Raw genomic sequence first — 25,527 nt, 5'->3', positions numbered from 1 at the left:
TTTTCATGCTATAGAGTTGTGTGATAACCGATGCAGCCAGTCTGTGACAGATCGGCTGCATTTATGTAAATTCTGCCTCCAGTGATACTCTACTCCTAAGGAATGGCTAATGTAGGCAGTTCCCTGACTTATTTCCCCTGTTGGATATAAAATTTGAAAAATTTCAGTAAGAAATTGAGTACAATTTTTTAATATTAAAGTCTGTATAATAAATAAAGGAAAATGAGCGACCAGATGCACATAGATAGTCTATGGAAGCGCTTTCTTAAAGGCGACGACCGTGCATATACAGAGTTGTACAATCTGTATATAGACGACTTGTTCGCTTACGGCATGCACTTTACCACCAACCGCGAGTCGGTTAAAGATTGTATTCAGGAGGTTTTTATCTCTCTATATAAAGATCGTTCCAAACAAAGGAAAGTAAATAATATAAAAAGTTACCTCTTTGTATCGTTGAAAAACGAACTGTTCGATCTGTTCAAAAAAAGTGTTGAATATTATCAGATAGAGACAATAGAACCTGTTTTTCAAACGGAATATTCCGTAGAAGACCAGTACTTGAAAAACGAAGCTGCCAGCAATAATGTCGCCCGGGTGAAAAAACTTTTGCAGGTCTTGTCGCCCAAGCAAAACGAAGTGATCTATTATCGCTATGTAGAAGAAATGTCGTACGACGAAATAGGCGAGTTGATGCACATGAACAACCAATCCGTTCGTAACCTGGTTCATCGCTCTATTCTGAAGATTAGAGAACTCATGCATAATGATATATTTGTTCGTTTTTGATAAACTGATTATTGGATAAACAAGATGGAGAAGAAATATAAGGAATATACAGTAGATGAATTATTGCAGGATGATTATTTCATATCATCTATCTTGCATCCTACACAGGAGAGCCGCGAGTTTTGGGATTTTCTGATACAAAGCGGTAACCTGTCGGCTCAGGATTTTGAAGAAGCAGCTTTTTTTATCGAAGTGGTGAACTCCCGCAAAGAAAAACTCCTTCGTAAAGAAAAAGAAGCATTGTGGAGCAAAATAGAAATAGAAAATAAAAGTTCGCTAAAGAAAAAAATACGGACGCTTTATGCCGCCTGTTTCTCGGCTGTGGCATGTGTTTTCATTTTGCTGGGTGTATCGTTCTATTTCTTTTATGAAAGCAACCGGCAGGGAGATAATATGATTGATATGATTGCCGCTTTCAAAAAAGAGAAGAATGTACAGCCAGGATCAGAGATTTGTTTGGTGTTGTCGGACAACAAACAAATGAGATTTGAAGAAGACAATACAGATGTCAAATATGACGATAAAGGAGAAATAAAGGTCAATTCCCAGACGGTGATGGAAGGAAATAAGGATAAAAAGGCAGTTGACAATAAAGAAGAGAAAGAGGCGACAGTCACCTATAACCAGTTGATCGTGCCTAAAGGCAAACATTCCACCTTGTTGCTGTCCGACGGCACCAAACTTTGGGTTAATGCCGGGTCGCATGTCATATTTCCCGTATCGTTCAAAGGCGATAAGAGGGAGATCTATGTAGATGGCGAAGTCTTTCTCGACGTAACCCGCAACGAAGGTAATCCCTTTGTTGTGAAAACAGACCGGATGGCTGTCGAGGTGTTGGGTACTTCCTTTAATGTCAAGTCGTATGGTAATGAAAAGACGGATGATGTCGTATTAGTGACAGGCTCCGTTCATGTTCGTACGGAAACAGGTCGGAAAGCCGAGTTGATTCCCAATCAGCGGTTCCGGTGCACATCGACCGGTGATGTGGACATTCAGACTGTAGATGTATATGATTATATATCCTGGAAAGACGGTTTGTTGCAATATAAAAAAGAACGTCTGTCTGTCATATTGCAGCGATTGTCGGATTATTATGGAAAACCGATCCGATGGGAGCCGGAATTGGAACGCCTGACTTGCTCGGGTAAACTGGATTTGAAGGATGATATGGAAAAAATCTTGAATGGATTAACCAAGATGATTCCCGTAAAATTCGTGAAACAAGATGATTGCTATTATTTTAGCGTAACCCCCTTAAACAGCAAGCCTATGGAGTAAAGAGTATAAAAAACCGGATAACATACCCCTACATTATCCGGCATGATTCAAATTGAAAATTTCACAGAGTATCAACTTAAATCAATACAAATGTATGATAAATAATTTAAAAGGCAGCCATACGCATGCCGTTTTTAGTAGATTTATTCGGATTATGAAACTGATAAACCTATTCTTCATAGCAGGTATATGTTTCGCGAATGCCGCAAGCAGTTATTCGCAGTCCACTTTGTTAACCTTGGAAGCAGACAACAATACCCTGGAAGAAGTATTCAAAATGATAGAAAAAAATAGCGAGTATGTTTTTTTCTATAGTGACAAGGCGGTTAACCTAAAGAAAAAAGTCAGTATTAATGTGAAAGACCAGACGATCGATAAAATACTCGATCAAGTATTGCTGCAAACCGGAAACGCTTATTCGATCGACGACCGTCAGGTGTTCATCGGCGTTGCAGCAAAAAACAATTCGAATTCCGTTCAACTGCCCGCGGTTGCGCAGGTAGAGCGCATTGATGTGACAGGCGTTGTTCAGGATAAAGCAGGAGAACCTGTTATCGGAGCAACTGTTGTGGAGAAAGCTAATCCGACGCATGGTACCATTACCGACCTGGACGGCCGTTTTGAGTTGCGCGGTGTACCTAAGAATGCTGTATTGCAGTTCTCTTTTGTGGGTATGCAGGCACGCGAAGTAGCTGTAAACGGAAAAAACATGTTGAATGTCACTTTGGAGCTAAATACAGTTCTGGATGAAGTCGTTGTCATTGGATATGGCACACAGTCAAGGGCTACATTGACTACTTCTGTCTCCAAAATGGATACGAAGGCGCTCGAGAGCGTACCTTATGCCAACCTTGTTACAGCGTTGCAAGGAACCGTATCCGGTGTCAGAGTACAGTCAACGACCGGACAGCCGGGTGCAAGCCCCCGTATCATTGTGCGTGGCGGTACCTCTATCAATAACCCCGATGGCGCCGATCCGATTTATATCGTAGACGGCGTGATCCGCAACGACATTGATGGTATTAATTCGGATGATATCGAGTCTATGCAGGTACTGAAAGATGCCGCATCCACTGCCATCTATGGTGCACGCGGATCAAACGGTGTTGTTCTGATTACAACGAAAACCGGTAAAGCCGGGAAAACCAGTATCACTTATAAATATGACCTTACACTTTCCAAAGTAGGAAAGAGATATGATATGGCATCTGCTCGCGACTATATCTATTATAGCCGTATCGGACATCAGATTGCCGATCAGCGCTGGGGATTCGGCCTGAATGATCTTTATACGGCTACAGGTGCCGGTACAGGTAACGACCTGACAGCGAATACAACCTATACGACACAATATCTGACTCCGGAAAACCAGCATAAGTTGAACGAAGGATGGGAAAGTATGCCCGATCCGGTTGATCCGTCGAAAACGATCATCTTCAAAGGAACGGACTGGCAGGACGTGTTGTTCCGTACAGGTGTTTCACACAATCATAATGTCAACATTTCGGGAGGTTCCGAAACGGCTACTTTCAATGCCAGTGCAGGCTATATGACGAATGAGGGTACCGTTATCACCACTCATTACGATCGTTTGACATTTAACTTAGGTGGAGAAGTGAAATTGCGTTCTAACCTGAAGGTTGGCGGACGTGCTTCCTACAGTAAATATACCAATAATGGTGTGAATGAAACAAGTATCTTTGCTCGTGCTATCGGACAGGCGCCGACAACGAAATATACTTTCGAAGACGGTACACTTTCTCCCGGTATCAAAGGGAACGGAAACCCGGCTTATCATTTGCATCGAAATACCAATAAGAATAGCGATGAGAATATTACGTTTATCTTCGATGGAAACTGGGAGATTATTCCGGGCTTGACATTCGCGCCGACATTCTCTATCTGGAAAGAAGCTGCGGATAGTTATAGCTTTACTCCCTCTTACAAGGATGGTGTGAACAACCTGAATACTGTGCGCCCGGCTAGTGCCAGTTATTCTAAATGGTGGCAGACACAGGCTGATGCCGTATTGACATACAATAAAGACTTTACAGATCATCATCTGAATGTCATGGCTGGTTATTCCTACTATTTCAAGTCGAGCTACGGTATGTCGGCCAGTGGAGATGGTGCGTTGACCGACTTGATACCGACGTTGAATGCGGTTTCCAATTACAAGCATATGAGCAGTAATTTGTCGAAGCAGATTATGCTGGGTTATTTCGGAAGAATCAATTATAACTACAAACAGCGTTATCTGTTGTCGGTGAATGCCCGCTACGATGCTTCTTCCATGCTGGGTAGAGAGCATAAATGGGGATTCTTCCCCGGCGCTTCTCTCGGATGGAATGTACATGAAGAAGCTTTCTGGAAAGATATGAATGCAGATGCTTTCCGTTTGAAACTGAGAGGTAGTTATGGTGTCAATGGTAATATTACCGGTATGGGACCGTATACGGCGCAGGGTGAATACTCTGTTGGCCAGGGAAGGTATATGTGGGTAAACGGAATTGCGAATACGGTTTTGCCGAATGAAGATTTGCAATGGGAAGAATCAAAAACATTCGATGTCGGTGTGGATGTCGGTTTGTTTGATCAACGTGTGGATGTTATTTTCGATTATTTCAATCGTAGGACCGATAATTTGGTTACGCAGTTGCCGATGCCTTTGTCGTCCGGTTTTGATGTGATTACTACGAACTACGGTAGCCTGAATAACCGGGGTATCGAAGTCGAGGTAAAGGTGCAGGTAATGCCGAAAAAATCCGAATTACAGTGGGAGTTAGGTTTCAACGCTTCTCATGTGAAAACCAAAATTCGTAAACTCCCGGAAAACGGAGTGGAAAGAAACCGGGTAGGAGGTTATTATGCTTGGAATCCGGAAATCAATGATTACGACTGGGTAGGTGGTCTTCAGGAAGGTGGCCGGATCGGTGATCTCTTTGCTTGGAAGTCGTTGGGAATCTATGCTACCGATGAGGAAGCGAAGGCTGACCCTGTGGTTGATATGATGGACCCATATGAAGACAAGACCAAATACGGTGGTGATACTCGCTGGTATGATGCCGATGGAAATGGCGAAATCAATGAGAAAGATATTTGTTATATGGGTAATACGTATCCGAAGTGGACAGGCGGTATTTCAAGCTCCTGGAGTTGGAAGAATTTCGATTTGTACCTGCGTATGGACTATATGACCGGACATACTATCTTTAACGAACAGAAGATCTTCCTTTGTGGACGCTGGGCAGGTAACCTCAATATACCGCAGGAAATGATCGACAAGAGCTGGAAAAATCAAGGAGACGTAGCAGCACTTCCGGTGTATATACCGAATGAAGATTATAACTTGTGGAGAGGTGGCGATTGGTATGGATTGGGTATGATGAATTCTGAATTTTATGAATCAGGTAATTACCTTTGCATCAGAGAGCTTACGTTGGGCTATAGATTGCCGCTTACAGGTGTTATGAATAAAATTTTTCAGAACCTGAAAGTGAATGTAACCGGAAATAATCTTCATTATTTTACAAAATATTCTGGTGCGAATCCCGAATTCGGAGGAAAAGATGCAGGGCGTTATCCGCTTCCCAGAAATGTGATTTTCGGCGTATCAGCTACATTTTAATTTAATTTCGTAAAACTCGATAAGTTATGAATAAGTATAGTCATTTATTTATATGCCTGTTTGTTCTGGTGTTTTGCTCATCATGTGGGGATCTGTTGAATCAGAAGCCGGTGAGTGCTATTACAAACGAGTCTTTTTGGACGAATCAAGATGATGCAACAGGGGTCTTGACGCATTCGTATGTACAACTCCGGGATATGTCGTGCGGTGAGTTGTTTACGTTGGGAGAATCCAGAAGTGATGTGATTACGAGGGCAGTCACAGGGGATATCTATGAGCGGTATTATAAAAATACATTGAGCCAGGAATTACCGGGACCCGACTGGACTTCACTCTATAAGATTGTGAATGAGGCGAATCTGCTTATTAAATATATACCTCGTATCGATGCGGTTGAGACCACAAAAAATAACTTGTTAGCAGAGGCTTATTCATTGCGGGCTTATCTGTATTTTGTGTTGGTTAAGACCTGGGGCGGAGTTCCGCTTCGGGTAGAACCTACCGAAGGTTACAATCCGGAAACCGTACAGAAAGGCCGGGCTACAGTGGAGGAGGTTTTCAAAGTGATAAAAGAGGATTTGGATAATGCAATCGCTTTGTTCCAGGACAATACCTTCTGGGCTTCCAGGAACCGTTTCTCCCAGCCGTTTGCCAATACGTTGAAGGCTGATGTTTATTTGTGGACAGCTAAACGGTGCGGCGGAGGAAATGCCGATTTGGAGACTGCTTTAGCGGCTTGCAATGAGGTGCTGAAGGCTGATGTGGCGTTGCTTCCGAATTTTGCCGATCTGTTTGAATTTGGTAATAAAAGCAATGAGGAGATAATCATGTCTATTGCAAACACTATTTATGATGGTGGGGAGAATTATTTTAAGGATAACTATTCCGGAGCAGACGGCGGTATGATAGATCCGATTAGCGGAGAGGTGATAGGTACTACCGGGAATGGTATGGCTTGGACTGTAAGCGATTTGGTTAAAAATCAATTTACAGATGACGATAGCCGGAAAGAGGCTTCGTTTGTCGATGGGGTGAGATATGGTGAAAATAATGAGATGATATATCCGGCTTTGATTCGTAAAGGGCGGGGTGTCGTACAAAATGGTCAGAGATATTTCAGGAGTGATTTCGTTTTATATCGCCTGGCAGACGTGCTGCTTATGAAGGCAGAAGCCAAGAATGCACTGGGACAGGATCCGTCTGAAGAGATGAACCTGATTAGAAAGAGAGCGTATGGTGATAATTTTGACAAACACATCTTTGTGAACCGGTCTAAAGAATTGAATGACGACGAGATTCTGAAAGAAAGGTTGCTTGAATTGGTTTTTGAAGGAAAAAGATGGTGGGACCTCATACGATTCGGAAAAGCATTTGATATAGTGCCTTCATTAAATAATAAGAAAGGGCAGGATCACATGTTGTTATGGCCACTTAGCTTGACTGTATTGACTCGTGAACCGCAAGTCGGACAAACTCCTGGTTGGGGAGACTGATTCTCTTGAAAATAGAATATAGGGATGAGATATTTACTTGTTAGTGTAATAATAAGTATTGGTATTGGTCTGTTTGGTTGTAAACAAGAACAGAATGCTGGGGAAAATACATCACTTCCCCAGCATGTTCAAGTACGAAACGTGATTATTGATGCCGATACGGATAATGAACTGGATGACTTGCTTGCAATCGCTGCTGCTTTGAAGTCGCCTAAGCTGGAAGTCATCGGAATGACTGCTGCGCAATGGGATGGAAGGAATAATACGGTGCGGGAAGGACATGATCCTTGGTGGAATGATAATTCTGCCTATACCAGTTGGCTGATGAATGCCGTATTGGTGCAGTTATTAGACCGGACAGACCTTCCCTTACCCGTGGGAAGTGAGAGGAAGATCGTTTATAAAAAAGGGAGTCCTGAAAACAACCCTCGCAGAAGTGAGGCAACGGATTTTATTATCCGCAAAGCATCAGACTTGCCTCCGGGAGAAAAGTTGACAATCATCAGTACCGGAGCCCTGACGAATGTGGCATCTGCTGTAATGGTGAAGCCTGAAATAGCTAAAAAGATAGCGCTTTACTGGCTTGGGCAAACCTATGATTTTGAAAAGGATTTATGGATAGGCGAACATGAATTTAATGTGGCTAATGACTTGGAGGCCTTTGATCTTCTTTGCGATGCAGAAGATTTGGAATTTCATATTATGCCTAATAACGTAAGCGGATTACTGCGTTTTCATAATGCCCATTCGATCAATAAGCTTGAAAAGGTGGAAGGTATAGGTACTTTTATAGCAGATCGGTGGAGAAAGAGGATTGGAGACAATATGACTTCTTCCTGGACCATGTGGGATGTCGCTCTTATTTATGCGATCACAAATCCGGAATGGGCGGAAGAAAAGAAGGTAGATACGCCTCCGGGCACAACCAAAAGAAAGGTCGATATATACACGAATATCGATGCGGAGAAAATGGAGAATGAGTTTTGGAATGCTTTAGGTTGTAATGTCCCTGAGGGACAGCAAGCGGCAGCACAGCCACAGATACGAAAAGTAAAAGATGTGGTTATTTATGAAGATCCTAAATTTCATGCAACATTTCCTTCGGCTGTAAAGCTGGGGCCCAATGAGTATACGGTGGTATTCCGGCGTGCACCGGACAGAAGAGTTTTTGGTGAACCTGGGAATGCGCATGTCGATCCTAACAGCTATTTGGTGCAGGTTCATTCGAATGATGGTGAAAACTGGACGAAAGATCCGGAGTTAATCTACGCCCATCCTTTTGGTGGTTCACAGGACCCTTGTTTATTGCAATTAAAGGATGGAACTTTGCTTTGTGCCAGTTACGGCTGGGCTTTTTCCTCTCAGGAGGGTATAGACAATTTAGGAAAACCTGTTTTGCATGAGAGTTGGCATGGTGGTGAAATTGCATTTTTAGGAGGATATATCTTGCGGTCTTTTGACAAGGGGAAAACATGGGAAGATCCGATTATTCCTCCAACGCTGGATTCGGAAATTTATATCAGCGCAACGGGAGAGCCTCTGCCGACTTATAACAGAGGGGCCATGTGCGAAGGTAAAAACGGCAAGATTTATTGGATTGTGGCTGGTCATGATCCAGCCCCGTTAGGAAAAACCAGTAATCATTTGCTTGTATCTGAGGACAAAGGCGAAACCTGGCAGTATTCCGGACTGGTTGCTACCGATGATAGTGTTGCATTCAATGAAGCTTCCGTTTATGAAACACCGAAAGGAGATATAGTCGGTTTTCTACGGACTACTTTGTATGATCATGCATGTATTGCCAGGTCGACCGATGGAGGAAAGACTTTCGAATGGAAATCAATGCAATTCCAGGGGCATCCTTTGGCGGCTCTGAGGCTCCCTGATAATCGTGTGTTGTTGACATATGGCTATCGTCACAAGCCTTTTGGCATCCGGGCAAGAATTTTGAATGCAGAATGTACGGATTATGCCATTTCCGAAGAATTTATACTTCGTGATGATGGTGATGGACCGGATTTAGGTTATCCTTGGCCGATTATGCTGGAAGATAATAGAGTTCTTGTAGTTTATTATTATAATAAAAATGGCCATCGTAATATTGAAGGTACCATTTTGGAAATAGACTGTAAAAAATAAAGAAATATATACCTTTAAATTCTAAGATCATGTAAAAGAACGCAGACAGAACAGATGACGCGGATAAACGCAAATTTATTTTATTAAATAACTTTGCCGTAATCTGCGTTCTGTCTGCCTTAATATCAATTATCTTCCGACAGTGAGTGGATAAAAAATGGAATATGAGATGAAAGATAAATTTAAAATAATTTTGTTGGTCATCTTTTTGACCGGTTGTAAGACATACGAGAACCGGCAGGAAGACAGAAACGTGGATGAGCTGTATCTGAATACCACTCCCGGAAAGGAAATGATATTGGATGTCGATATGTGTACGGATGTGGATGATGTATGTGCGGTAAGGATTGCAACGGCACTTGATGATGATGGGACTATCGATTTAAAGGGTGTCGCATATTCAATAGTCGGAAAGAATAATCTGGAAGCATTGAGAGGTTTCCTGTTATATGAAAATAAACCGGATGTATTGATCGGAAAAAGTATGGCAAACAATCCGGATGAATCCCCTTATTGGGATTTGATGGCAGCATATAACGATGGTAATGTAAATGCGTATGAAGCTGTAAAAATGTATAGAAAGATATTGTCAGAAAGTAATACGCCTGTGGATATTGTCACTACCGGGTATACGACAAATATAGAAGCCCTGTTGAAAAGCCAACCGGATGAATATTCTGATTTGTCGGGGCTTGAGTTAGTAAAACAAAAATGCGGACAGTTGTATATCGTCGGTGGAACTTATCCCGAAGGGCGTTGTAATAATTTTTTCTTTACTAAGGAAGCCCGATTGGCTATTGATTATGTGAGTAAGACCTGGCCTTATCCGATACTATTTTTTACAAATGAAGTGGGGGGAATGCTCAGGTGCGGTGGTCAATTACAGGCTGTGGATATAGATAAGAGGGATATTGTAACTCGTTCATTGGTCGCGTTCGGGACTCAAAACGGTCGTCATGCTTGGGATCCTTTTGGGGTATGGTGTGCCGGATATGCTTGCGGAAAAATCAACCGGTTAGGTTTCAAACGTGTAAATATAGCCATAGATACTGAAACGGGACGTAATACATTTACAGATGCCGCCGATGGAAAACATTTCGTGATATATCGGTTATGCGATGATGATAATTATTATAATATTATGATGGATCATTTATTAATAAAAAAAGCTAAACTTTAATTGTTAACACATCAAGGATTGAATTTAGTAATAACGTAACTTAATAAAAATAGTAGTATGAAAAACGTAAAAAAATGGTTGATACTAAGTATTTGTGTATTGGCCACAACTTCATTATTTGGCCAACAGGCAGTCGACTGGGCCAATTTCGAACGGTATGCAGAACAGAACAAGACTGTAAAAACACCTTCGAAAGTCGTGTTTATAGGAAATTCGATTACCGAAGGTTGGTGGTATGCCGATTCGTTGTTCTTTAAGAAGAATGAGTTTATAGCTAGAGGAATCAGCGGACAGGTCACATCTCAAATGTTAGTTCGCTTCCGTAAAGATGTGATCGATCTTAAACCTAAAGCGGTAGTAATCCTTGCCGGAGCTAACGACATTGCGGAGAATAACGGTTATATCTCTTTGGAGAATATCAAGGGAAATATTGTCTCTATGATTGAATTGGCGAAACTTCATAAGATAGATGTGATTCTGTGTTCTGTTTTGCCAGCTTATGACTTTAGTTGGCATAAGGGACTGGAGCCGGCGGAAAAAATTATCGAGCTGAATAAAATGCTTAAAGCATATGCAGACCGTAATAGAATTACCTATGTAGATTATCACTCTAAAATGGCAGACGAACGGAATGGATTACCTGAAAAGTATTCCGGAGATGGGGTACATCCTAATGAGGAAGGATATAAGGTCATGGAAAATATACTTCTGCCAGTGTTAAAACGGTACTAGCGTTGATTCTTTGATCAAAAAAACAGTTTTTTTTATCCATAACTACTAAAATGAAAGATGGAGGATGTGACTATTTTGGCACATCCTCATTTATCTGTTTAGTCAAACTCCGTATATAATATCTCTTCGGCATGTTCAACCTGCGATACATGCCCTGTTTTGCTTTGGGGATCCAACAAAGTCCAATGATTGACCACATAAAGTGACACATTTTCTCCGATCAGTTTCTTCAGGCAATCTTCGGTCAGACCTTTTTCTAAACCCCTGTTGATGTATAAATGCCTATCTACGTCTTCCAGACGTAAATAAATGTCTTTCGTTTTAGGGTCACTCTTGACTTTTGCCAGTTTTCCTTGCAGTAAAGAACATTCATCCATTTGAGGGTTACTAATGGGTCTAAAAGTTAACGCACATAAAATAAGAAACAGGCCTGGCAGAGAGAATAATAAAATCATGGTTTTCTTTTTCATACGGTGAGCTTTTAAAGTGTTACTATGATTAATAACGGGCTACAATGTCTTTTCGTATGTTTTTATCTTTATCTTTGCCATAATAACTAATAAACTTATATGGAACGCTTTGCCGCAATAGATTTTGAGACCGCCAATGGGAAACGCAGTAGTGTATGCAGTGTCGGGATTGTCATTATGGAAGATAATCATGTGATCGATCAGGTGTATAGCCTGATCCGCCCGTATCCTAACTATTATACTCAGTGGACAACGGCTGTTCACGGACTGACACCGGAAGATACGAATGAGGCACCTGACTTTGAAGAAGTCTGGGCGAAAATTGCGCCGAAGGTTGCCGATTTGCCACTGGTTGCCCATAACAGCCCATTTGATGAAGGATGCCTGAAAGCTGCACATATGGCCTACGAACTGGCCTATCCCAAATATCAGTTCTATTGTACCTGCCGACTGTCACGAAAAATGTATCCTTTTCTGGTGAACCATCAGCTACATACTGTGGCTGCCTATTGTGGATATGACCTGAGGAATCACCATCATGCAATGGCGGATGCCTATGCCTGTGCACATATCGCTATTACAATGATGCGGGAAAAAGGTGTAAATACTTTACAGGAATTATTATAAAGGTTTTTCGGATACACCTAGGTCTAATTCGATTTAGAGGTAGGTGTAAATGAATTTAGAGGTACGTCTAAATCAAAATAGACGTACCTCTTTTTTATTTTTCATTGGGAAGACTTTCAATGAATAATGTGATGTCTCCTGAAAAACTATTCGGTTATGTCGGGCGAAGTCTGTTGTTTTCCGGCAATCTTATCTACTACAATCGCAATGGCACCGTCTCCGGTTACATTGCAGGCTGTTCCGAAACTATCCATTGCTATGTAAAGTGCGATCATCAGTGCCTGCAATGTCTCATTGAAACCGAGCATACTTTGCAGCAATCCCAATGCTGCCATGATCGCTCCTCCCGGAACTCCCGGTGCGGCTACCATCGTTATACCCAGCATCATGATGAATCCTGCCATTCCGGCGAGTGTGACCGGTTCTCCGGCCATGTACATGATCGCCATGGCGCAGGCCGTGATCTTCATCGTACTTCCGGAAAGATGGATGGTCGCGCAGAGAGGTACGACAAAAATAGCGATTGCCTCGCGGACACCGTTCTTTACCGTCTGGGCAAGTGTCACGGGAATAGTGGCGGCTGACGATTGAGTCCCTAATGCGGTGGCATAAGCCGGCAGCATATTCTTTAACAGCCGGAACGGATTCCTGCCGCTGATACTTCCGGCTACCGTAAACTGGATGAGCAAAAGCAACACGTGGAGCACGAATATCACAATGATCACTTTCAGGAACATCGTTATGATACTCATTACCTGGCCGCTGACTGTCATATTCAGGAAAATACCGAAAATATGCAGGGGAAGCAACGGGATGATTACCGCTTCGATCAATATGGTGATAATTTTCTGGAAGTCATTAAATGCCTCCCGTAGTGTATTACCGCTGATATAGGACAGTCCCAGACCGATTGTGAATGATAGGAGCAGGGCTGTCATTACATCCATCAGAGGCGGCATGGCTACCGTAAAGTAGGGCGTCAGCATGAAATCTTCCGGGTTATCCATGGCTGTCAACTCCGCATTGGCCGGCAGGATATGAGGAAAGATCGCCGAGCTGCTGAAAAAGGTAAAGAAGCCTGAAAATATAGTCGAGCCGTAAGCTATCAAAGCCGTAATGGCCAGTAGTTTTCCGGCACCTTTCCCTAAATCGCCGATGGCGGGCGTTACCAGCCCCAGGATGATAAGGGGGATGGAGAACGACAGGAAGTTGCCGAACAACGAATTGAAGGTCACAAAGATACGTGCGATACCATTCGGTAGAAACTGGCCGAATAATACACCGGCAGCAATGGCAATGACTACTTTAGTCAGTAGCGATACTTTCAGCTTTTTCATTTATCCGTTTGATTTTAAACCCGATGGCAGCAACTGTGATGCTCATTAACGGGCTGATTAGATTAAAGAAACAATAAGGTAAATATGTGAATGTGGCGACACCCAGGATGGTTGCCTGTGTCATACCACAAGTATTCCAGGGGATAAGAACAGAGGTGACAGTCACCGCATCTTCCGTCGTGCGGCTTAACAAACGGCTCTCATATCCTTTTTTCTGGTAAATATCCTTGAACATGTTACCGGTCAGGATGATGGAGATATATTGGTCGGCAGTGCAGATATTAAGAAACAGGCCGGAGGCAACCGTTGAAGCAACCAGTCCGACAGTCCGTTTCATAAAACGGATAAATACGGAAGTAATGCTTCCCAACATTCCGCTGGCCGTCATGGCGCCACCAAAACACATGGCGCAGATAATCAGCCAGATCGTATTCATCATACCGCTCATGCCGCGTGTGGAAACCAGGTCATTCAAATCCGGATTCCCCGTCTGGACCTGGGTACTGCCGTAGAAAGTCATGATCAACCCTTTGAACTGTGATTGCATATCCTGAACCGGCAGGCCGGATATTTCCTGTAACAGGTGGGGTTGGAAAAATAAGGCGAATATGCCGGCCAATGTAGCAGAAATGAACAGGGTGATGATGGACGGTATACGTTTGGCGATCAGAATCCCTGTTATGACGGGTACGATCAGCAGCCATAATGAAATATGGAAAGTCTCTCTCAGCGAGGCAGAATACATGGCGATCTGGTCGGTCGCAGTCGCTTCATGCGCGAAACCGGCTACGGTAAAGATTGTCAGTGTAATGATCATGGACGGCACTGTCGTGATCATCATATATTTGATATGCTTGAACAAAGGGGTATCCGTTACCGAAGAGGCGAGGACCGTCGTATCCGAGAGCGGAGATATCTTGTCCCCGAAATAGGCACCGGAGATAATCGCCCCTGCAATCCATCCGTCTTCAAATCCCTGTGCCTGCCCGATTCCCAGCAGGGCGATCCCGATGGTTGCGATTGTTGTCCAGGAACTGCCGGTCATAACGGATACGATCGCACAAATGATACAGGTTGATGCCAGAAAGAAACTGGGATGAATGATCTGCATCCCGTAGTAGATCAGTGTCGGGACGACTCCGCTAATCATCCAGCTGCCGGATAAAGCACCGATGATCAACAGAATAATCAGCGCGGTAGCCACACCGGAGATATTATTGACCATCGCCAGTTCGATCGCTTTCCAGCGAACTTTGCTGTATCCCATGGCAATCAGGCAGCAAACCGCTGTTGCCGTAAGCAACACCACCTGACTTCCTCCACTAAGCGCATCACTGCCAAAAGTATGAATTGTAACAAACAGGAGGGCTACCAAAACGAGTATGGGAACCAGTGAAAGTAAGGGGGAGGGTATCCTTTTGGGAGTATGATCCATTATTATATATATGCTTATGAATTATTTGCCTGCAAAAATACGGAAAATAATGTATATATTGATATCCTGGATTTCATTATCCCAATGACAGATCATCCAAATAAATAAAATTGACAAAATCCCGAATGCAGTTAAGCATTTTTTCGTTTTAAACGAGTTTTTGCGGGATATTCGTTTTTCTTATAAAAAAAGTAGTGCTTCATATACCCTCCTTCCTTTTTTCTGCGCCTTTATTAAATGAGTGAGGAACTCATATACTTTTAATTGGAATAAATGGATCAAATAGACAATTACATACAATCATTCCTGAATGGCACTTTAGATGCTGAAGGTCATGCCGCTTTACGGCAATGGATCAAAGAAGCTCCGGAGAACAGAACTTATTTCCATGATACGGTTGCTGTCTGGAAAGCAGGCGGTATTGTATCTAATGCGGATGATTTTAATGTAGAAAAAGCTATTAGCAAATTTAAAAAGGAAAATAAATCATCTAACCGGACAAACTTCTATAAGTATGCATTCAGAGTTTCTGCTGTGGCGATTGTCTTTTTGCTCTGCGGTATTTCTTCTCTATTCTTTTTATGGCAATCGGAGAAAACGGCAGTGGAAGCGGTTGAGGAATATAAAGAATATGTAGTAGAGGTTCCTGCTGGGGCAAAATCTAAAGTTACATTCCCGGATGGCTCTGTTGTTTGGTTAAATGCCGGAAGTAAAGTTAAATATGATTCGAATTTTGCGAAGGAATCAAGAAATGTGGCATTATCGGGGGAAGGATATTTTGAAGTAAGCAAGAATGAAGAATTACCTTTTGTTGTGAATACCGGTAATTTGTCAGTTAAGGTGCTTGGTACAAAATTTAATCTAAAATCCTATGAAGAAGACTCAGAGGTGAAAGTAACCCTCAAGGAAGGAGCGGTAAGGGTCGGAGATTTTCTGGCCGATGCCGCCCCGGTCGTACTGGAACCGAACCAACGGTTCACATTAAGGAAAGCAGACCTGGCAATGCAAGTCGATTCGGTGGATGCCAGCCATATAGAGAATTGGCGGAACGGAGCGATGACATTTGATAAAGTGCCGTTGGAAGAAATAGCTAAAGAACTGCAGCGCCTATATGATATACCTGTCCGGATAGAGAAAGAATCTTTGAAGAGAATAGTTTACTATTCGGATTTTCAAGAGAACGTAACCGTCGAAAAAGTTTTGGAAATATTATCCTCTGGAAATAAATTCAAATATGAGGTAAAGCCGGAACTTATTAGAATTTATAAATAACATTAAGTCTAATCTTTAAAATGAATGTGAATGAAGTAAAAGTAAATCTAACAAAAGGGGTAATAACCGTAGATACCCCATTTCTTAAGTAATTAAAAGTTAAATCTTAAACAAGTGAAGTATGAAAAAAACATTTAGAAAATCTGTTCAGGACTTATTGGCTACAAGAGCAGGACGTCTGGCCAATCTTGCCGGTGTATTTCTTGTTGCCGGAACGCTTACATTAAGTGCAAGCACGTATGCGACTGAACATATGCTTTCCTTAAATCTTAAAAATGCAACGATCCGCGAGGCTATTGAATCCATCAAGAGCCAAAGTGAATTTTCATTCAGTCTGGATGTGAAAGACCTGAATCTGGATGAAAAAGTATCTGTTTTCCTGAACAACAAATCGATCAATGAAGTATTGGCTGTGTTGTTTAACGGACGGAATGTGCGGTATGAAATCAACGATCGTCATATTGTGATTACTCGTGCCGGAAAAGTTGGACCGGAGTCAGTGATGCAACAGACTAAACGGATCACTGGTCGTGTTTTGGATGCAAACAATGAACCTGTTATCGGGGCAAACGTAGTTGTGGATGGAACGACAATCGGTACGGTTACAGATGTGGACGGAAACTTTACATTGGATGTTCCTGACGGAGCTACATTGAAGATCTCCTATATAGGTTATATAGAACAAACTATTCCGGTTGGAAATAAGTCGGTTATCTCTGTTATCTTGAAAGAAGATTCACAGGCTTTGGATGAAGTCGTTGTAGTAGGTTTCGGTACGCAGAAGAAATTGAATCTGACAGGTGCGGTAACGGCTGTAACCGGTGAAGAAATGACGAAACGTCCGGTTACGAATGCGGCAACCATGTTACAAGGACAAGTTCCGGGTTTGCGTGTTAACCAGGGGTTGGGGGCACCGGGTGCTGAAGCAACCACTTTCCGTGTGCGTGGCCAGGGTACTTTCTCGAATGCCGGTTCCGATCCGCTGGTATTGGTAAATGGTGTTCCGGGCAGTATTTCTAACCTGGATCCGAGCATGATTGAGAGTGTTTCGGTATTGAAGGATGCTGCTTCTGCTGCTATCTATGGTGCGCGTGCTGCCAATGGTGTGATCCTTGTCACAACGAAACAAGGGGCAGAAGGGGATGGCAAAGCGCATATTGCTTATCATGGCAATGTAGCTATTTATAATCCGACCCGTATGTATGATTTGGTGACTAATTCTGCCGAATATATGGAATTGTATAATCTAGCCAAGAAGAATTCCGGTGCCGGAGAACGTTATACCCAGGAACAGATCAATGCTTACCGGAATGGAGGTGGTAGCGCACAATATCCTAATTTTGATTGGTTGGATTATATGTTTGATCCGGCTGTTGTTCAAAACCATAATTTGTCGATCGCTGGCAATGCAGGAAAGACTACATATAATGTGGCTTTGAATTTCGTAGACCAGCCGGGTACGTTGAAAGGCTTCGATTATCAAAAGTATAATGCAACGGTCGATTTGACTTCACAAATTACGGATTTTATCAAGATTGGAACGTATACCAATTTGATGTATGGTGATCGTGATGAACCTCGTCAGGGACAAAGTGACGTGTTGTTGTCAACCTTGTCACAGGCCCCGACTTACATGCCGTGGTTGCCTGACGATGGTTCAGGGATGACCCGTTGGACAGGTTCTGCTTATTCGCACGAATCTCACAATAAAAATATGCCGGCTATCATTGGCACGGGTACGAATAAGAATTATCAGGATTTCGATGTGAATGCTCAATTGTGGTTGGATATCAATTTGGCTAAAGGGTTGACTTGGTACACGAAAGGTGCTGTTCGCTTACAATCTAACAAATGGAAGGAATGGGGAGGATCTGATGTCCCTGTTTATGATTATCATACAGGTGAACAAACCGGTTATCTGGATAGAGGAGCAAACGGTTTGACGGTAGAAGACCAGCGTCGTTTTTATACGAATTTGTATACCTATTTGAAGTATGATTTTACAACTCCGAACCAGTATCATAACTTTAATATTATGGTAGGTTATAGCCAAGAGTCTGAAAAGTATGAAACGGTACGGGCATTTCGGAAAGAGTATGCGTTCGATTTACCGGTAATCAATGCTGGTTCTAATGCAAATTGGTCGAATTCGGGTACGTTGGAAGAATGGGCTATTCAGTCTGTTTATGCCCGTCTGAACTATAATTTTAAAGAACGTTATTTGTTTGAAGCAAATATGCGTTATGACGGTACGTCTCGTATCTCTTCAGAAAATCGCTGGGGTATCTTCCCGTCATTCTCTGCCGGTTGGCGTATTACCGAAGAAGATTTTATAAAAGATTTGAATCTGAATTGGTTGAATAATGCCAAGATTCGTGCTTCTTGGGGACAGTTGGGTAACCAAAACATTGGTTTGTATCCTTATCAGGCAATGATTGCCGGTGTTTCTAACTATCCGTTTGATAAGAAAACAGAAACAGTGGGTTATCAGCAGAAAGCGTATGCAAACCGTGATATCAAATGGGAAACGACTACAATTACCGACGTTGGCGTTGATTTGCAGGTTTTCAATGGATTGAATGTGACATTTGACTGGTATAAGAAAGTGACTTCAGACATTTTGCGCTCTTCCCAAGTATCAGGTATTTTAGGTTTGGATGCTCCGACTGTCAATAATGGGGAAGTGGAAAACAAGGGCTTTGAAATTGCTTTCAATTATAACAACATGATTACGGATGGTGTCTTCAAAGGTTTGCAATATAATGCCGGTGTTTATTTTGACCGTTCAAGAAACAAATTGACTAAGTTTGGTGCGGAAGAAATCAGCGGTTATAATTTGAGAAGAGAAGGACTTCCTTATAATGAATATTATATGTTGGAGTGTATCGGTATTTTTGCGACGGAAGATGAAGTGAAAAATTCACCGAAACAGTTTAATGATAATACGTTGCCAGGTGACCTGAAATATAAGGACCAGAATAATGATGGTGTGATTGACAACAATGACCGTGTGCCTATTTCCGGACGTTTCCCCGGATTTGAATATTCTGTAAATGCTGGTGCTAGCTGGAAAGGTTTTGACTTGTCTTTGCAAGGACAAGGTGTTTCGGGTAAGAAATGGTATACAAATGAGTGGGGAATTTATCCATTCCGCCAAGGTTCTGCTCCGACACGTGAATATGTAGAAGGCATGTGGACGGAAGAAAATCCGTATAATGCTAAGCATCCGCGTCTGTATTTTGATAATTTGGGCGGAAATAAGAATACCAGATCAAACACTTATATGCTACAGAATGCTTCTTATTTCCGTTTGAAGAATTTGACGTTCGGTTATACTTTGCCTAAATCAGTTACGGATAAAGTAAAGATGTCGAGAGTCCGGGTTTATTTCTCAGGAGATAACTTATTGACATTTACAAAATTTTATGGTTTGGATCCAGAACGTGAAGGAGATGGACGTGCTGCTGTTTATCCGCAGAATAGAATTTGTTCATTTGGATTGAATGTTGAATTTTAAAAGTAGAATGCAATGAAAAAAATAGTAAATATTATATTGGCTTCAGCTTTGTTGGTGGGTTCTACGACTTCTTGTAGTGATTTTTTACAGAAAGATCCTCCTACATCACCTTCACAGTCTATTTTCTGGCAGAAAAAGAGTGATTTCCAATCTGCATTGGCTGGTAGTTTTTCTATGGTATATGAATGGCCGGGAGTTATGTCGCAGATCGTGGCTTGTTTTGATAACCTGACTGACAACTCCATTTGCCAGCATGATGAGGATACCTACGGTAAGACTAAGACGATTGCTTTAGGTGATTTGGATCCGAATACTTCCGGGTATGTCACTTATATGTATAATCATTGCTATCGAGGCATTGCTCGTGTCCATTTGTTAATGGAAAACCTGGATGCTTATCAAGGAACTGATATGTCTGCTGACGAGAGATCTTTTATGCTTGCGCAAGCGAAAGCATTGAGAGGCTATTTTTATTCTTGGTTGTACCAGTGTTATCGGGAAGTGCCTTTGGTTACAGAGTCTTTGACAATGGATAACATGTATCAGCCAAAAGCTTCACGTGCTGATATTTATGCTCAGATAATGAAAGATTTCGATGATGCCATCGCCGCTTTGCCGGACAAACCTTATTCTGATGCTCAAATGTCCGGATATTTCTCTCCGGGTGCTTTGAAAGCATTTAAGGCTCGTTTGATGTTGGCCGAAGCCTACGATGATAAAGGAAATGCAGATCCTTCTAAAATGGGGGAAATTGTGTCTTTGCTGGAATCAATCAAGGGGTATGATTTGGCAGATCGGATGCGTGATAACTTTATATCTTCCATGCAACTGGCTTCTCCTGAGATTATGTTCTCCGTTCGTTACTTGGCTCCTAATACAACCCATAGTATGGACTTGTATTATGCAGCATGGACTACTTGCGGTGTGACTCGTGATTTGGTAGATGCATTCGAGTGTACAGATGGTCAGAAATGGGGTGAATCTCCGTTGACTGTCCCGGTCAATGAATCTTTACTGGCTACTGGAGAATTGGGAGATGCCAATAAAGCAGAAAGGGCTAAATTGTTCCAAAATCGCGATCGCCGTTTGTATGAAACGGTTTGCCATAGTGGCGAAGCTGATTTCTCGATGGATGGACAAGAAGGAGGTTCGGTGACAGTTACCAATCAGATGCAAACCGGATTTGGTATGATGAAGTTGATTCAGCCGACCAAAGAAATGCCGAGTTATTCGACGATTTCCGATGCCGATGTTATCATTCTACGTTATGCCGAAGTTTTGATGATGATTGCTGAAGCAGAAAACGAAGCAAACGGGCCGACGCAGAAAGTGTATGATGCGGTTAATCAGATCCGCGTTCGTTCCGGTCAACCGGAGTTGCCTGCTGGTCTGACAAAAGATCAGATGCGTGAACGTATTCGTAACGAATGGCGTGTGGAATTTGTATTTGAAGGTCATCGCTATTTTCAGCTGAAACGATGGAAGTTAATGGACAAACTTGTGAATGGTGCGTCAGACCCTGCTTTGCCAACTTATGTAAAGGTCTTTAAGCCGGCATTCTATTATTTCCCATTACCACAAAGTGAAATTGATAAAGCCGGTGGCGTTTTGGTTCAGGATCCGAATTATAAATAAACCAATTCGTTAACAGTGATAGACAATGCCGGATGAATAAATTTCTTTTATTCCATAAATTGGGTATTGCTATTGAAAATTAATCGCTTTACATATGTACTATGGTGACTAAAAAAAACGACCGTTTTTTTTAGTCACTATTTTTCAAGAAAATCTTTTGATTTTTATGCTGCCAAATAGATGGTATCTCACAGATTTTTAGTACTTTTAGGTGTCCGAATTGATTTTGTCTGGTCAACATGAAAAATGACTAGAAAAAATGACCGTTTTTTCTAGTCACACATGGTTTTTACTAAAACTTTATGTGGTGTGTATTATGTTGATCTTTAAAGTGATACGGGGAATTATAGCAATGTCTTTATTGTGTTATGATGGATACTCGTGATGAATTAGTGGAGTTGCAACAAGGAAACCATAAAATTTTTGAATGCCTATTCAAAAAGTACTATGTTTTTCTTTGCTATGAAGCACGTTCTTACATCACGGAAAAACACATAATCGAAGAGATTGTAGGAGATGTTTTCCGTTGGTTATGGGAGAACAGGGAAACGTTGGTCATTACAACTTCTATCCGGGCTTATCTGGTCCGAGCTGTTCATAATGCATGTTTGTCGTATCTCAGACGAAATCAACCTGAGTATATTGAAATCGATGATAATATTGCAGAAAAGAATACATTATTTTCACTGGATGAATCCCCGCTCGATTATGTTCTTTCCAAGGAACTGATAGAACGGGTAAATAAAGCGGTGAAAGATTTACCCCCTCAATATAAAAAGGTCTTTGAACTCAGTCGGTATAAAAATCTGACTTACGCGGAGATTTCGGAAGAAATGGGAGTCTCTGTAAACGCGGTGAAATTGTATCAGAAGAAAGCACTGGCACAACTTCGCCAGGTTTTGAAAGAATATCTGCCGGCTTCTCTGGATTAGTTCGTTTTGCGAAATTATCAGCATTAGCCTATAAATGTAATCTATTTAATAGATTATTAGCTTTTTTATGAACGAATAGTAATATTATGTCAAAATATAAATGCATCTTTGTTGCGATAAGAAGTGGTCGGCTTATCGGTTGTAGGCTTGTTAACGCGACAACAATATAAATACTTATGAAAAAGATTCTTACGCTTATTATTTTGTTAGGATTACTAGGTCCTGACCGATCGTTTGCACAGAACAGTATTAAACTGTATCCCTATCAGATGACCCCGTCCCGCCATCCCGATTATCAACGTCATCATGTGAAATCGCCGGATGCTTCTTTCTTTCATGACAAAATTCAATTTATAGCACTTCGTGACCTTTCCGGAGATTATAAACAAAAACTCGATCAGTGGGTGGATAAGGATAAGCTCGGGGATATCTTGTGGGTTTCCTATCCGCTGGTTTTTCAGGATAATCTGAAAGAAGTCGTTGCCGAGATAAAGAAAAGAAACCTGTATCTGTTTGACCTTTGGGGATATATTCCGGGTTCGGGGCCTGGCGGATATTGGACGCAGTTCGTTATTCCCAATGGCGTACTCGATCTTTTTGAGAAAGAACTGGGCGACTGTTGGCTGGGCATGGATAACGGTGAACAGGATGGCCGGTATGTCGGTAGCTTTGCTCCGCGAATGTATCCGTTGGGTGCAGACCGTAAACAACAATACTTTAACTTCCAGCGTCATTTCCAGGAAATGGGCGATCAGCTGGGGAATAAAATGGCTACTCTTGTCTCCCTGAACTTTGGACATTATTTCCTGAAAGAAGGAGTTTATACATTGATAGGGGCGGAAACGGCCCAGGGATTGCCTAACTCGCAGATTTATTATTCCTTTATCCGCGGAGCCGGTAAGCAATATGGCGTTAACTGGTTTGGTAATGCTTCCGTATGGAACCGTTGGGGATATAAGACATACGATTCGAATGCTACCGGCATAGATGATGACTATAACAGTGGAGGCCCGTTGAAAGGGACCTCACTCGGATTGCTGAAACGGTTGATCTATACTCATTTGATGTACGATTGTGTGGCTGTCGGTTTCGAAGGGTCCATGCGGATAGACGACAAGAAGCTGAGTCCTATCGGTAAGATACAGCAAAGTGCGGTTAAATGGGTAGATAAATACGGTGATCCGGGTGTGATGTATACACCGGTTGCTTTGATGACCGATTTCTTTTCCGGCTGGTCTTTCCCGCGTCATCTATATTCCAGGCAGGCTTATAAAGTGTGGGGAAATCTGCCGTATGAGTTGCCGGATTATCTGACGGACGGGATGCTCGATATTTTATATCCCGGCTATCAGGATGCTTCCTATTATAAAGATGAAAGAGGGTTTATAGCTCCTAATCCTTATGGCGATATTGCCGATTGCCTGATGAGTGATGCGCCGCAATGGGTTTTGCAACAGTATCCGGTACTGGTCATTGCCGATGAGCTTCGTCCGGGAAAAGAAATCAACGATAAACTGGAAACTTATGTGAATGAAGGAGGACATCTGATTATCACTGCCGGTTCACTGAAAAACATGCCGGACGGAATTGCCGGTGTCCGTGCCGGAAACAAAACGACCGTGTGCTCAGGTCCGGTGATTTACAAAGGACAGTCGTTAAACGAGCGTGTTCCTTATACCTTGTCAGAACTGATTTATCCGGCATTTGCGACAATTCTGCAAAAATCTAACGAACTGCCGGCCGCTATCGAGTTGAATGCCGGAAAAGGAAAGATTACTGTTATCGCATCACCTTACGGTGTTACCGAACAACCGCAATGTGAACTTCCTGTCAAGGTGAAGGAAGAAATGCCGCTGGATAAACCTTACCCGATATTAAATCATGTGAAAGCATTGATGGGAGATATTTTCTCTTCCGTACAACTGTTCGAAACCAACCCGGAACTGAGCCTTGTAACCTGTTCCAGAGGCAATGGCGAATATACTGTTCTGATATCCAACGAACATTGGACACCGAAGGAGTTTTCCATCCGGACAAAGACCGGAAAGATTGTTTTTATCAAAGAATTACCGACAGACTGTTCGGAAATGAAAGCCGTTGGATATACGCCTAAAGTGGCTGTGAATACCTCCTTCGGTAAAAATACCTCCAATACGATTGCCGGCGGTAATGTGCGCGTTTTCCGTGTCCGGTTGAATGATGAAGCGGATATAACCGTTATGCCGGAAAGTACCCCGGTACCGAATGTTACGGGGCGTTCGCTTGTTTTACGCAATATCTCGGATGTAAAGGAAGAGATTTTGTCGCGTCCGACTTTCTTCGAACATTATGACCGTGTGGTGATTGACTGGCGTTATCTGAATAATAAGGAAAAAGAAACGTTGAAGCATGAATCCGGTTGGTTGGGACGCCAGAAATTGAAAATAACGGTAGATTTGACTTCCGGATTGAATCTGTATCCTGATTTGAGGATCGTAAATAATGATCCTCCTTTCTATCAGAAGAGCATGGATATCATGAAGCGTGTTATTGATAAGATGGAAATATTGGGTGCCGATGAATTATTGATTTCTACCCAGCGGACCATTGAAAATAATTATACGATGGAACAGTTCTATGCTTCTTTGAAAGAATCGTTCCAGGTTCTGTCTGATTATGCTGCGGAAAAGAATATCCGGTTGGTATTGCGACAAGCTGTTTCCCGTACCCCGGATACCATAGAGGGGTTGCAGAAACTGGTGAATGAGGTGAACCGTCCGAACTTTACCCTGGCTCCGGCTTTATCTTTGTTGTTGAACGATGAAGCGAACCTGGACGGTAATCTTTCCCGGTTGAAACAGATGGATATAAAGGATCTTCTTATTTCCGTCCCCCAAAAAGATATTCACAATCAATTATGGAATACGAATGCTCCGGTTTATAAATCCGGGCAGACAGAAACTATACGTAAGATATTATCTGCATTCCCGGATGCCCGTTATATAATGGATGGCCTGTATAATTCGCAGGATGAAGAGTATCTGGACGGAAAAGAATTAGACAAACTTGTTACTAAAAAATAAT

16 protein-coding genes are annotated in these 25,527 nt (G+C 42.2%); 13 read left to right on the top strand and 3 right to left on the bottom strand.

Annotation, left to right across the window (positions count from 1 at the left end; translation table 11 throughout):
- Window positions 1–234 precede the first annotated feature (234 nt).
- From NBH15_RS16170 to NBH15_RS16140, 7 genes are all read left to right on the top strand, one after another.
- The gene (locus NBH15_RS16170; protein WP_233567148.1) at window positions 235–789 is read left to right on the top strand and encodes an RNA polymerase sigma factor; all 555 of its coding nucleotides are present in this window, start codon (window positions 235–237) and stop codon (window positions 787–789) included.
- Between the two features lie 24 nt (window positions 790–813).
- Window positions 814–2,067: a FecR family protein gene (locus NBH15_RS16165; RefSeq protein WP_128133992.1), complete on the top strand. Its 1,254-nt coding sequence runs from the start codon at window positions 814–816 to the stop codon at window positions 2,065–2,067.
- 154 nt (window positions 2,068–2,221) lie between these two features.
- Window positions 2,222–5,695, top strand: coding sequence for a TonB-dependent receptor (locus NBH15_RS16160; RefSeq protein WP_244050359.1), 3,474 nt, complete (start codon window positions 2,222–2,224; stop codon window positions 5,693–5,695).
- 26 nt (window positions 5,696–5,721) lie between these two features.
- On the top strand, window positions 5,722–7,188 hold the full coding sequence (locus NBH15_RS16155; protein WP_244050358.1) for a RagB/SusD family nutrient uptake outer membrane protein: 1,467 nt from the start codon (window positions 5,722–5,724) through the stop codon (window positions 7,186–7,188).
- Window positions 7,189–7,212: 24 nt separating this feature from the next.
- The gene (locus NBH15_RS16150; protein ID WP_128133991.1) at window positions 7,213–9,327 is read left to right on the top strand and encodes a nucleoside hydrolase; all 2,115 of its coding nucleotides are present in this window, start codon (window positions 7,213–7,215) and stop codon (window positions 9,325–9,327) included.
- Window positions 9,328–9,496: 169 nt separating this feature from the next.
- Window positions 9,497–10,507, top strand: coding sequence for a nucleoside hydrolase (locus NBH15_RS16145; RefSeq protein WP_010801427.1), 1,011 nt, complete (start codon window positions 9,497–9,499; stop codon window positions 10,505–10,507).
- Between the two features lie 57 nt (window positions 10,508–10,564).
- Window positions 10,565–11,239 (top strand): SGNH/GDSL hydrolase family protein, encoded by a 675-nt coding sequence (locus NBH15_RS16140; RefSeq protein ID WP_250823061.1) that lies wholly within the window; start codon window positions 10,565–10,567, stop codon window positions 11,237–11,239.
- 98 nt (window positions 11,240–11,337) lie between these two features.
- On the opposite strand, the gene NBH15_RS16135 is transcribed toward NBH15_RS16140, so the two are convergent.
- Window positions 11,338–11,709, bottom strand: a complete 372-nt coding sequence (locus NBH15_RS16135) for a hypothetical protein (protein ID WP_007655847.1) — start codon at window positions 11,707–11,709, stop codon at window positions 11,338–11,340.
- A 99-nt stretch (window positions 11,710–11,808) separates the two neighbouring features.
- Here NBH15_RS16135 and NBH15_RS16130 point away from each other — a divergent pair, with 99 nt between their 5' ends.
- On the top strand, window positions 11,809–12,336 hold the full coding sequence (locus NBH15_RS16130; RefSeq protein ID WP_048315730.1) for a 3'-5' exonuclease: 528 nt from the start codon (window positions 11,809–11,811) through the stop codon (window positions 12,334–12,336).
- Between the two features lie 146 nt (window positions 12,337–12,482).
- Here NBH15_RS16130 and NBH15_RS16125 read toward each other — a convergent pair whose 3' ends face one another.
- Window positions 12,483–13,673 carry a dicarboxylate/amino acid:cation symporter gene (locus NBH15_RS16125; protein WP_244050357.1) on the bottom strand — a complete coding sequence of 397 codons (1,191 nt, stop codon included), beginning with the start codon at window positions 13,671–13,673 and terminating at the stop codon, window positions 12,483–12,485.
- Entirely contained in the window at window positions 13,642–15,108 is a 1,467-nt protein-coding gene (gene nhaC / locus NBH15_RS16120) for a Na+/H+ antiporter NhaC (protein ID WP_128133990.1), read from the bottom strand. Before nhaC ends, NBH15_RS16125 begins: the two co-directional genes overlap by 32 nt.
- Window positions 15,109–15,381: 273 nt before the next feature.
- Between nhaC and NBH15_RS16115 the strand changes: the two genes are divergently transcribed.
- The 5 genes from NBH15_RS16115 (at window position 15,382) to NBH15_RS16095 (ending at window position 25,526) form a co-directional block, all read left to right on the top strand.
- Complete coding sequence (locus NBH15_RS16115) at window positions 15,382–16,380, top strand: FecR family protein (protein WP_250823060.1); 999 nt, start codon at window positions 15,382–15,384, stop codon at window positions 16,378–16,380.
- A gap of 121 nt (window positions 16,381–16,501) precedes the next feature.
- Window positions 16,502–19,897: a TonB-dependent receptor gene (locus tag NBH15_RS16110; RefSeq protein ID WP_128133988.1), complete on the top strand. Its 3,396-nt coding sequence runs from the start codon at window positions 16,502–16,504 to the stop codon at window positions 19,895–19,897.
- Between the two features lie 12 nt (window positions 19,898–19,909).
- The gene (locus NBH15_RS16105) at window positions 19,910–21,532 is read left to right on the top strand and encodes a RagB/SusD family nutrient uptake outer membrane protein (RefSeq protein WP_250823059.1); all 1,623 of its coding nucleotides are present in this window, start codon (window positions 19,910–19,912) and stop codon (window positions 21,530–21,532) included.
- Between the two features lie 368 nt (window positions 21,533–21,900).
- Window positions 21,901–22,464 carry an RNA polymerase sigma-70 factor gene (locus tag NBH15_RS16100; RefSeq protein WP_250823058.1) on the top strand — a complete coding sequence of 188 codons (564 nt, stop codon included), beginning with the start codon at window positions 21,901–21,903 and terminating at the stop codon, window positions 22,462–22,464.
- Between the two features lie 176 nt (window positions 22,465–22,640).
- Window positions 22,641–25,526, top strand: a complete 2,886-nt coding sequence (locus NBH15_RS16095) for a sugar phosphate isomerase/epimerase family protein (RefSeq protein ID WP_250823057.1) — start codon at window positions 22,641–22,643, stop codon at window positions 25,524–25,526.
- Window position 25,527 lies beyond the last annotated feature (1 nt).

Origin of the sequence: Parabacteroides caeci (genome assembly GCF_023656795.1) — a bacterium.
GTDB lineage: Bacteria > Bacteroidota > Bacteroidia > Bacteroidales > Tannerellaceae > Parabacteroides > Parabacteroides segnis.
This window is presented reverse-complemented; position numbering and strand designations above follow the sequence as displayed.

Excerpts from the sequence above, each read along its gene's own strand:
- NBH15_RS16145 (WP_010801427.1), top strand. The coding sequence starts at position 9,497 with ATGAAAGATAAATTTAAAATAATTTTGTTGGTCATCTTTTTGACCGGT.
- NBH15_RS16150 (WP_128133991.1), top strand. The coding sequence starts at position 7,213 with ATGAGATATTTACTTGTTAGTGTAATAATAAGTATTGGTATTGGTCTG.
- NBH15_RS16135 (WP_007655847.1), bottom strand. The coding sequence starts at position 11,709 with ATGAAAAAGAAAACCATGATTTTATTATTCTCTCTGCCAGGCCTGTTT.
- NBH15_RS16110 (WP_128133988.1), top strand. The coding sequence starts at position 16,502 with ATGAAAAAAACATTTAGAAAATCTGTTCAGGACTTATTGGCTACAAGA.
- NBH15_RS16115 (WP_250823060.1), top strand. The coding sequence starts at position 15,382 with ATGGATCAAATAGACAATTACATACAATCATTCCTGAATGGCACTTTA.
- NBH15_RS16155 (WP_244050358.1), top strand. The coding sequence starts at position 5,722 with ATGAATAAGTATAGTCATTTATTTATATGCCTGTTTGTTCTGGTGTTT.
- nhaC (WP_128133990.1), bottom strand. The coding sequence starts at position 15,108 with ATGGATCATACTCCCAAAAGGATACCCTCCCCCTTACTTTCACTGGTT.
- NBH15_RS16140 (WP_250823061.1), top strand. The coding sequence starts at position 10,565 with ATGAAAAACGTAAAAAAATGGTTGATACTAAGTATTTGTGTATTGGCC.
- NBH15_RS16170 (WP_233567148.1), top strand. The coding sequence starts at position 235 with ATGCACATAGATAGTCTATGGAAGCGCTTTCTTAAAGGCGACGACCGT.
- NBH15_RS16160 (WP_244050359.1), top strand. The coding sequence starts at position 2,222 with ATGAAACTGATAAACCTATTCTTCATAGCAGGTATATGTTTCGCGAAT.
- NBH15_RS16125 (WP_244050357.1), bottom strand. The coding sequence starts at position 13,673 with ATGAAAAAGCTGAAAGTATCGCTACTGACTAAAGTAGTCATTGCCATT.
- NBH15_RS16095 (WP_250823057.1), top strand. The coding sequence starts at position 22,641 with ATGAAAAAGATTCTTACGCTTATTATTTTGTTAGGATTACTAGGTCCT.
- NBH15_RS16100 (WP_250823058.1), top strand. The coding sequence starts at position 21,901 with ATGATGGATACTCGTGATGAATTAGTGGAGTTGCAACAAGGAAACCAT.
- NBH15_RS16165 (WP_128133992.1), top strand. The coding sequence starts at position 814 with ATGGAGAAGAAATATAAGGAATATACAGTAGATGAATTATTGCAGGAT.
- NBH15_RS16130 (WP_048315730.1), top strand. The coding sequence starts at position 11,809 with ATGGAACGCTTTGCCGCAATAGATTTTGAGACCGCCAATGGGAAACGC.
- NBH15_RS16105 (WP_250823059.1), top strand. The coding sequence starts at position 19,910 with ATGAAAAAAATAGTAAATATTATATTGGCTTCAGCTTTGTTGGTGGGT.